The sequence below is a fragment of the Microcoleus sp. MON2_D5 genome (genome assembly GCF_036701905.1).
In the GTDB taxonomy this organism is placed as follows: domain Bacteria; phylum Cyanobacteriota; class Cyanobacteriia; order Cyanobacteriales; family Microcoleaceae; genus Microcoleus.
The window spans coordinates 1-9,486 of record NZ_JAUBRM010000148.1 but is presented as its reverse complement, the minus strand read 5'-3'; the positions used below and the strand labels follow the sequence as shown (position 1 = coordinate 9,486).

8 protein-coding genes are annotated in these 9,486 nt (G+C 45.0%); 4 read left to right on the top strand and 4 right to left on the bottom strand.

All coding sequences use genetic code 11. The features are described from left to right. The first annotated feature begins 89 nt into the window (after positions 1 to 89). From QUA47_RS29065 to QUA47_RS29050, 4 genes are all read left to right on the top strand, one after another. A complete protein-coding gene (locus QUA47_RS29065) occupies positions 90 to 728 on the top strand; it encodes a GUN4 domain-containing protein (RefSeq protein ID WP_333433345.1) in 639 nt (212 codons plus the stop codon). A 182-nt stretch (positions 729 to 910) separates the two neighbouring features. Next, positions 911 to 1,159 carry a hypothetical protein gene (locus QUA47_RS29060; RefSeq protein ID WP_333433344.1) on the top strand — a complete coding sequence of 83 codons (249 nt, stop codon included), beginning with the start codon at positions 911 to 913 and terminating at the stop codon, positions 1,157 to 1,159. Beyond that, on the top strand, positions 1,153 to 1,509 hold the full coding sequence (locus QUA47_RS29055) for a type II toxin-antitoxin system PemK/MazF family toxin (protein WP_333066622.1): 357 nt from the start codon (positions 1,153 to 1,155) through the stop codon (positions 1,507 to 1,509). The genes QUA47_RS29060 and QUA47_RS29055 overlap by 7 nt, the downstream gene beginning before the upstream one ends. A gap of 169 nt (positions 1,510 to 1,678) precedes the next feature. Further along, positions 1,679 to 2,182 carry a DUF2243 domain-containing protein gene (locus tag QUA47_RS29050; RefSeq protein WP_333433343.1) on the top strand — a complete coding sequence of 168 codons (504 nt, stop codon included), beginning with the start codon at positions 1,679 to 1,681 and terminating at the stop codon, positions 2,180 to 2,182. Between the two features lie 71 nt (positions 2,183 to 2,253). On the opposite strand, the gene QUA47_RS29045 is transcribed toward QUA47_RS29050, so the two are convergent. From QUA47_RS29045 to QUA47_RS29030, 4 genes are all read right to left on the bottom strand, one after another. After that, positions 2,254 to 3,177 carry an Rpn family recombination-promoting nuclease/putative transposase gene (locus QUA47_RS29045; RefSeq protein ID WP_333433342.1) on the bottom strand — a complete coding sequence of 308 codons (924 nt, stop codon included), beginning with the start codon at positions 3,175 to 3,177 and terminating at the stop codon, positions 2,254 to 2,256. A 111-nt stretch (positions 3,178 to 3,288) separates the two neighbouring features. After that, positions 3,289 to 3,654, bottom strand: a complete 366-nt coding sequence (locus QUA47_RS29040; RefSeq protein ID WP_006633171.1) for a hypothetical protein — start codon at positions 3,652 to 3,654, stop codon at positions 3,289 to 3,291. 165 nt (positions 3,655 to 3,819) lie between these two features. Further along, on the bottom strand, positions 3,820 to 4,965 hold the full coding sequence (locus QUA47_RS29035; protein WP_333433341.1) for a clostripain-related cysteine peptidase: 1,146 nt from the start codon (positions 4,963 to 4,965) through the stop codon (positions 3,820 to 3,822). 140 nt (positions 4,966 to 5,105) lie between these two features. Continuing rightward, on the bottom strand, positions 5,106 to 9,486 hold a 4,381-nt coding region (locus QUA47_RS29030; protein ID WP_333433340.1), incomplete at its 5' end, for a translocation/assembly module TamB domain-containing protein.

Below are 9,486 nucleotides of genomic sequence, written 5' to 3'. Positions count from 1 at the left end.
CTCATCTTTTTTCACAGTTTTACTAGCTTTTTCATTTTCGCGCTTTTTTCATATATTTGCAAAAGTGAGATGCACCCTTTCCTGGTGATATGGATGCGATTGAAGCAGTAAAAAGAATTGCCGTTGCCAAGATACAGCCAGCAGCTAAACCATATCAACCGAGTTCTAAAAATAGTGCTACAACCGAAAAATCCCCTCAACCTGCACCTCCTAATCCTACTCCTATTGAGCAGGATGTTCCCCTCAAGTCAGAACGGGGAGTAGACTACACTAAGTTGCGCGATTTACTGGCAACTGGAAAATGGAAAGAAGCGGATGAGGAAACGATAAAAAAAATGCTGGAAGTAGCGGATAGAACACGTGAAGGCTGGCTGAGGAAGGAAGATATTGATCGATTTCCCTGTGAGGACTTGCGAACGATAGACCAACTTTGGGTAAAATACAGTAATGGACTCTTCGGCTTTTCGGTGCAGAAACGCATTTATCAAAGTCTGGGGGGAACCAGGGAATATGATAGTGAAATATGGCAAGCTTTTGGCGATCGCGTAGGTTGGCGTGTGAATAATGAATGGTTGTACTATGATGATCTAAAATTCAACACCCAAGCACCTCAAGGACACCTCCCGGGAGGGAAGGGGTGGGGGTGGGGGTTGCGAGGTGGTTGGTGGGGGAAGGGGGTATCTCTTCTCTCGCGTCTCTTCTCTCGCATGGAGACTTGTAGACTGTAACATCTAAGCGTTTCAGAACTTTGTTAACTACGGATAGATTAAAACCACTAGAATAAAATTATAGAAAAAGGTGCAACAAGTGGCAGACCTTTCAATCCATCGAAAGCTGGCGGAAAGATTCTCAACTTATCTTATCAAAATGTTAAAATTACTGATAAAGGCGTTGCCTTAATCGCAAATGTATGACAGCTAAAATACACATCAGCAAATTAGGTAATTCCTTGGCTTTGCCAATACCAGACTACATAGTAAAGTTTCTCAACCTTAAAGCCGAAGATTCAGTAATTTGCAGCATAGAAAATGGGAAACTGGTCATAGAGCTTGTAAATAATAAAATATCAAAGTATACCCTAGATGAATTATTGGCAGGCGAAATAGAATCTAGCGAAGAAGTCTCTTGGGGAAAACCAGAAGGAGAGGAAGTTTGGTAAACTATATCCCCGAACGAGGTCATTTTATTCGCCTCAATTTTGACCCTCAATCAGGACACGAACAAATGGGGACTAGGCCTGCACTGGTGGTGAGTCAAACTAAATTTAACAGAAAAATGGGGTTTGTGTTTGTTTGTCCCATCAGCAACACACAACGCAAAAATCCGTTTTATGTTCCGATTCCAGAAGGTGAAGCGATAACAGGTGTAATTATGACGGATCAACTCCGTTCTTTAGATTATCGCGCAAGGCAGGCAAGTTTTCTTAGTGAATGTCGATCGGATATAATTGAGGAAGTTTTGAGGCGAATTCAACCTATTTTGTTTGAGAATATGACTGTTGATGAATAGTTAATCAAATTATAAACTAGATTTGTAGTTGGCATTAAGCATCAAGAGTATCCAGAAATCTCTCTCGCGGATGATGCGATCGCCCCTCCTCCCCAGCAAAACTACAAAATGTACTGGCAAATCCCTTCACAGACCCAGGCTCAGCAGTTAAATAATCTGAGGTTTTCCATTGGACGATCGTACAAACTCACCCGCCACCGCTGTTAACAACCGCCGACCTCTAATTATCGCAGGAATTCTCCTCGGTATCGGTCAATCCGGCTTTTTTGACGGCATTGTGCTGCACCAACTCCTGCAGTGGCACCATATGTTTAGCAGCGTTAAAACCGATACTACCGTTGCTGGTTTAGAATTAAATACCCTCGGAGATGGATTGTTTCACGCTGCGGATTGGTTGGTAACAATGGCGGGAATCTTCTGTTTGTGGGGTGCGGTGAAGCGCAAAGATGTTCCTTTGTCAACTCAAACTTTTTTCGGTTCAATATTAATCGGTGCTGGATTGTTTGACTTTGTTGAAGGCATTGTTGACCATCAAATTTTGGGAATCCACCACGTCAAACCCGGTATCAACGAGTTAGCTTGGGATTTAGGATTTCTCGCTCTTGGAGTTAGTTTAGCGCTGTTAGGTTGGATGCTGCTACAGAAGGAAGTTCCCGCAGATACTAAAGTTTAAATGAATGCAGAGATTGGGAATTTTACCAAATCCGCGTTGCAAATCCCCGACTCTCTTTTTAACTCATCAGTTCATCCCGCCGACTCCAACCACGCGATCAAATCCTCTTTACTCCTAAAATCCAACAAAGCTTCTCCCAAATCATCTAACTGTTCCGCAGATAACCCCTGGATGCGAGTTTGAACTTCCTGTGTAACCTCACCCACCCGCCGCACTATCTGACGCATAATTAATCCTATTTCCCCCTCAATTTTACCCCTTTCGATTCCCTGTTGTAGACCAATTTCTATCCCTTTCATCACAGACCCAATTTGGTCTTGAATAAACATTTCTCGTTTGTCTACATCATTCAATTCGTCTAGTGTCAAATTTGCTCTGTTGGCAATTTCCAGCGCGGTATTAATCTCTTCAACAGACCCCAATGTATCTGGTACTGCTTCCAAAGAGGGCGCGTTTTTCATAAAGTAGATCCACTTTTCCGGCAGATTTTCGAGTTCATTCAATTCTTTTTTAAATTTCGGTAACTCGACAAACACTAATTTTAACTCGCAGTTGGGATAGACGAATTTCTCTTCTGTCTCTGTGAATTCAAAGTTATAGATAAGTTTTTCGGTGTTTTCAAATAAGATAAAGTCGGTGATGGTTAAAGCAATCACTGGATTTAACTTTAAATAACCTTCTCCGGCTTTGAGTTGAGTAGAATAGGTTTTGGCTGCATTGTACACTACCCGTTTTTCAAAGGCGGCGACGTTGAGTACCTGCATTTCCACAATCACGGTTTTGTTTCCGGTAATCTTGGCTTTGACATCCAGGTAAGTGTCTTTCAATCCTGTAACGCTTCCGGCTGAATAAGGGTCAATTATTTCTAATTCTTGGATGGTGGGTTCTCCGTTATACAGCATTGCATTTAGGAAGCTGATGAGAATTTCTGGATGTTCGGAAGATCCGAATATTCTTTTGAATGCAAAGTCTGTTTTGGGACTGATGAAACGCATATTATAGAAGGAAGAGGGAAGAAGGAAGAAGGAAAAGGCAATATGTTAGGGATTTTTAGGTGGGTAGTTGCGCTTTACCACCCTTAGCGCAACTACGAAGTTTTTCAATTATCAGCCTGTGGCTTCAGTAGTAGTTGCAGGTGACATAACTAGCTTTCCAGCTATGTCCATCGTCGCAAGCTTCAGCACTTCATTAAAAGCTAAACCCCGAATTTTGAGTTCCCACCGAATGCCTTTTGCTTTCATTCGTTTGGCTTTCCGCATATCGACATCAGCAGCTTTTTGATTCAAGAGCAAATATTTCATTGCTGCTGTAGCTTCTACTTTTGTGGGAAATGCAATATAGGTGATAAATCCGCCGTCCCAGTGATTGGCATTGCGGACACTGCTGATAGTCGCAACTCTCGGACTAAAGCGGTTCCAGTAAAAGTCGCTGTAGCCGATCGACTGTGTATTGACTTGGAGTTTGTTTGCCATCTGACTTAACTCCTCTAACCTTGTGTGCGGGGTTGGCAGCAGGGCTTTAATTCTGCTATTTATATTATAGCATTGGGAAGTGGGAATTGGGAGCGAATCCTGGCTGTTGTTTTACCTCCCAGACTGCTTCTGTGAAGTCTGGAAAGTAAAATATACCCAATACCTTTAGTTGTTTTTTGTCTCGAATACAACTGCCTCAAAAAGCTCTACAAGCTTTAAGTCTGAATAAACCGATAAATACAAATACTTTTCCAGTTTCTGCCGATTTCTAGGTAAGAATAAACCTAAGCCTGATAAGTTTTTATACTTATGCCTAATTCTTGAGTCCAGTAATTCACCATTCTGTTGCACTCTCTGAATGAGAAAATTATTTAAAAATAACAATAAATCGTTACAAGCTGACGGACTTGCACCTGATAATTGGGTAAGTTTTTGTAAAAAATTTGCGAAATCAACAAAGGTTTCTCCAAAGCTACGATAAACTACTACAGTAGTGTTATTGGAAAAATTGACTTCAGGCCCTAAAATTGAGGATATAAAAACTTTCACTGGCGCAATATCTGCTTGCAAAATAGAATCAATCACAACATTAACTTTTTCGGCAAAGTAGCGGAAATAATGATTGTTAGTTAATGTCAAACTATGGTACATATCAGGCGGTTCATAATCCATAATCTTTTTAGCTAGCTGAGAACCATCAATCTCTGGATAATCGCTCAAATGGCTTAACAATTGCTCATAATAGTAATTTGGCACTCCAAGTTGGAGTTGAGATGAAAGCGTATACTTAGCAGTATTTTGGAAGGTATGGTGTACTTCAATATTTCCTTTATTACAATCTTGGAAAAATAATAATTCGAGATTTCCTTTTACAGAGCGGTTAAAATCAAATATAAGTTGATTAATTTTTTGAAGATTCATCCATCTAATTTCTGAAATTGAAGGGGAGGTAGGGTGTTCGTCGGGGCTTATTTCCATAAGGGTTCCACTATGACCTAAAAACACAATAGCCCAGCGTTTGGCTTGAAATTGAGATTGTGCCCAAGTCAGATACTCACTCAAGACTTCTGCACTACTACTATCTGCTGTTTCTAAGTATTGGGTATCAACTTTACCTGGGCTAAGGATGCTTCTAGAAACTTGTGCTGCTCCACTAAAGTCTGATTGTACGACTACCAAAATCTTGTCATTTTTTATACTTTTACTTAACATTTGAATAATTGGTTGTCCGAATCTTGAGAGATTATTGTCATAGGGCATCCAGTATAGTAATACCCAGTCATAATGATTTTTGACCGTACTTCCAAGCATATATTGGTCTCCCGAGTAATATATTGTCTCTATTAAAGAACTAATACTTACTGTTATCAATTTGATTGCTTCTCTTCTTTTCACGTTCTCTGCTCGTGGTTGAGGCTCGTCAGCTTTTTGTAGACAGTATTTTTTGCTAACTAAAATCTTAATTCATATTCCGCAGTGACGCGATTGTCTCCTTGAAAATTACTCGCACCTCTGAGTAAAATTTTATCGCTCAATCGATAGCGCACAGTAAATTCTGTCGGTTGATTGGCTGACAAAACTCGAATGATTGATGCTGAAATATTGCGCGTGATGTCAAACCCAACTTCTAAACCTAAACCGAGAGAACCCGCACCAGAACTGGAACTAGCTGTTTGTGCTTCGTTGCCTCTAATCCGAGTGGGAAATAAGCGAAATTCGCTCAATCCTGTGGCGTTAGTAATCGCAGATTGAATGTTGTTCAATAAACCCGCACCAGCTAAATTTGCGATCGCCAGCGTACTGTCTCCCTGTCCCAAAGTCTGCACGAAACTGCCGCCCAACAGCGCTACAATCTCTGTTTCCGATCGACTCGGAGAACTCCTCAACTCCAGACTTTCCGCCAACTGAGAAGCCCTTCCCTGCACTAACGCTTGAACTCGGACACTCCGCACATTGCCGAAACTTGTCGGTTCGTCTGCGATTTCAGAGGCTACAGATGTGCCGGGAGTGCGGAACCGCGTTACTTCCTGCACCGAAGTTGCTAATCTCACATCCAGCGTCGGATCGAGTCCTTGTCCTGGTACAAAGGTAGCTGTCTGCGCGTATCCTCGATCGAGTCTAAACTCTGTCGTAAACAAATTCACCGACCCGGAAGTCAACCGAATCGTACCGACAGGGCGAAGGTCATCTAAAGTTCCATTCACCGTCAAGCCCCCAGTGGCCTGAAAACTCAATATCGGCGCACTCGTTACCCGAATTCCCCGGCCCAAATTCAGCCGCAAATCGTTCACTCCAACTTCAAAGGGAGGGGAAGTCGGAGTCGCACCAGAAGGAGAAACCTCAGTCGTCGGGGAAGCAGAAACCTCAGTCGCAGGGGAAGGGGAAGATGTCGAAGGAGAATCAGAAGCAGAAGAGGAAGAAGCTAACTCAGTTGTGCCGCCGCCGGGACTCCGGAGAAATACTTCGCCGTTGTACAGTTCAATATTACCGCTCAACTGCGGGCGCCTAGCCGTGCCTCTTGCCAGCACTTGACCGACTACGCCGCCGCGGTACAATCCTCTGAGGTTTAGTGCCAACTTGTCGAGATTCACAGCCAAGGGATTAGCCGCATCGACATCGCCCTCAGCAAAAGGCACAGACAGCGGAATCACGCCAGCGGCGACAACTTCTCCCTGACTCAACTGTCCCCGAATTCCCTCTACCCGAATACGATCGCCCTCAAAGCGCACCGTCCCAGTCAGCCCTGTCAGCGGTTCTGGGAAGGCTTGCGCGCGGACAGTTGCATTTTCAAAATTCGCAATTCCTTGCGCTACAGGGTCTTGCAGCGTCCCTCCGACGCGAATTTGCACCTGTCCCTGACCGCTGACCCACGCAACTTGCGGAGTCAATACATTAATAATTGCTAAACCTTCATTTTGCAAATTCGCCCTCAAATCGATTTGATCGCTGTCGGCCTTCACCGCTGCAAACGGCAACTCAAAAGGCAAACTTCCCTGCACTTCAATCGGTTCAGTTTGAGTTACCAAAGCGCTGCCGCCAAAATTCAAGCGGGCATTGCTATAACTGAAACTGCCGTCGGCTTGTTTAATCGGTTCTCCGTTTAGCGTGCCCTCAAGCAAACTCAATTCCCCGGTAGCTTGCGGGTTTTCCAAACTGCCGGCTAAATTCGCCCGCAAATTCAAATTTCCCGTGACATCCACAAAAGGTAATTCCACGACTTTTGCCAACTCTTCCAGCGGCACATTTTCTACCCGCAACTGCCCGGATTGAGCTTTTTGCCCGAGTTGTCCCGAAAAGCCGATCGCACTTTTGCCCGATCGAATTTCCAGAGGCAAAACAGTTAAAATCCCGTCCTGAAAACTGCCTTCAATGCTGAACTTTTCAGCGACATATTCTCCCCACTGCCAGTTATCGCCTTTGACGTTAAATTGAGCTTGCACACCTGTTTGCAAAGAACCTGCGACAGCAATTTCCGCACCAAAAGTGCCTTGCAATTGGGATAAGGGAGGCAATTTTTCTGATGATTCCACGGCCTGCTGCTGCTGCTGCAAAATAGTTTCAATTTCTGCCAAGCGGCGCAACTGTTCAATTAGCGGGGCTTCTGGTTCTCCTACTGCTACAGTTTGCACGTCGGCGGCGCTAGCGTAAACCGGAGGTTTTAAGCCTCTAGCCAAGTCGCCTAAATTGAAATATTGCAAAGCGGCTAAAACCTGTTGCAAATTGCCTTGCTGTACGTTAACTTTCCCGGCAAATTGCGGGTTGGCGCCTGTTTGAACATTGCCGGAAATTAAGTATTGACCGCTGCCTTGGCGGAATATGCCATTTGTGAGAGTGGCGCTGCCGTTAGCGTAGCTGAATTCGGCTTGGAAACTGTCACCTTTAATGTAGCCGATCGCCGGTTGGGCGATCGCAATTTGTCCGCTTGCTTGCAAAGTCGCCGGATTTAACGGCATCTTCCAACCGGGCACATTCACTTGTCCCGAAACCGTACCAGTTATCGGCCCCAAACCGGCCTCTTTACCGGGTGAGAGATTCAAAGCAGCGAGGGGAAAATCGCTTAAATTAACTCGCAAAGTTTCTCCCTCGGTTTGGCCGCTAGCCACAGATTCCCCGCGTTGAATTAAGAAAGATGTCGGCAGAAAAGATTGATTTAAAGCTACTTCAATTTTGTCGCTTGCGCCGGCCAAACGCAAATCTACACTTTTGCCAGCATCCGCATTCACAGTCCCCGCGAGTACCGGGTCAAAAGCGACTTGATTTACTGCTAAATCCCGCACTTCCACGTCGCCAACTAAGCTGAGGGCGGCGAGGGTTCCGGTGAGGCTGCCGGTAAAATCTACATTGCCGCGCAGGGGTGGGTTTTGCTGTGAGGAATTTTTGTCCGCAATTGCAGACAAAAATCCTAGTTGTTCTGCTGGTAAGGCTTCCAGGTTAAAGTTGGCGAGTTTGACATCCAAATCTAAGTTGGAAATTGAGGGCCCTCCTTTACCTTCGAGTTCGACGTTAACAAAGCCGTTTGCTGTCAAACCGGGAGTTGTGGCGTTCTCAATTTCCACCCGTTTGCCGTCCCAATTAAATACTGCCTCAAAAGGTTGTTTCAAAAACGGCACTTCCGAGATGCGGAAACTGCCACCGGCGCGAACTGTTTGTGGGGAAGCGGCAATCGGGCCGGATAAATTGATATTGCCGTTAAACAGTCCTCCAAGCTGGGGGAGATTTTGGGCACCAGAGACTACACCTCCGGTTTGCAAGCTTTGGCGCTGCGACTCAAAGGCTTGCTGGAAGCGACTTAGAGCAATTTGCTCGCCCTCTATTGACGCCCGCCAATTCCCCGATTCTGCGCGGCCTTTAGCATTGACAATTCCTCCGCCGTTGGCGAGTCGAATTTGTCCGTCGCCATTGGCGGTGATGCCGTTGGCGGTTAAATTATCTACTGTTCCCAAAATGCGGACTTGGCCGTCGAGGGTTCCGTTAATTTCTGGCGGTAAATCCGCTGTCAGCAAACCTGTTTGTTTGAGGGTTTGTTCTAAATTACTGACGGCAATTCCGTTTGTTTCCAGCAATGCTTGCAAGTTGCCGTTTTCTAATTTGGCCGTAGTATCGATCGCCCCGAGTCGATCGACCACAATCACTCCTTCTCCGCTACCACTAATTCCCTTGGCTGTCAAGTTATCCAAACTGCCCGCTGCTTGGAATTCGCCGTTAACTCTGCCGTCAAATCCTTTAGGCAAAGTCGCCGTCAGCGGAAACAGTTGGGTATTGCGGATTGTTTGTTCTAAGCGACTGAGAATAACTCGATCGGCATCGGCGAAAGCTTGCCAGCGTCTGCCTTCTAATTTACTTCTAAAAGCAAGAGTACCGTCCCCTATATTGAGTTTGCCGCTGCTGCTGACGCCTATGTCGGCGGCGGTTGAATTATCAAGACTGCCGCTGGCTTGAATTTGATTGGATATTTGTCCGTCAAGCGATTGGAGATTTTGGATTTTGGATTTTATATTGTTGATATTGGCGACTGTTTGGGGATTGTCAGCAGCGAAAGCTAAGCCAACATCTAACAGGGGGAATCCTAAATCTCCTAAGCGCCTGATGGAAGTGCGATCTGTTTCTGCTGTTGCTTGCCAGTTTCCCGCTACCAATTCTCCTTTTAAATTAACACTGCTGCCAGCAAGATTGAGTCTGCCGCTGCCGCTGGCATTGATGCTGCTAGCCGTCAAATTGTCAAGACTTCCCGATGCTGTAAATTGACTCGATAGCAGTCCGTCAAGCGATTGGAGATTTTGGATTTTGGATTTTATATTGTTGATATTGGCGACTGTTTGGGGATTGTCAGCA

What these genes read in the sequence shown, in the direction of transcription:
- QUA47_RS29065 (WP_333433345.1), top strand. Translation starts at nt 90, where the DNA reads ATGGATGCGATTGAAGCAGTAAAAAGAATTGCCGTTGCCAAGATACAG.
- QUA47_RS29040 (WP_006633171.1), bottom strand. Translation starts at nt 3,654, where the DNA reads ATGGCAAACAAACTCCAAGTCAATACACAGTCGATCGGCTACAGCGAC.
- QUA47_RS29060 (WP_333433344.1), top strand. Translation starts at nt 911, where the DNA reads ATGACAGCTAAAATACACATCAGCAAATTAGGTAATTCCTTGGCTTTG.
- QUA47_RS29035 (WP_333433341.1), bottom strand. Translation starts at nt 4,965, where the DNA reads ATGCTTGGAAGTACGGTCAAAAATCATTATGACTGGGTATTACTATAC.
- QUA47_RS29045 (WP_333433342.1), bottom strand. Translation starts at nt 3,177, where the DNA reads ATGCGTTTCATCAGTCCCAAAACAGACTTTGCATTCAAAAGAATATTC.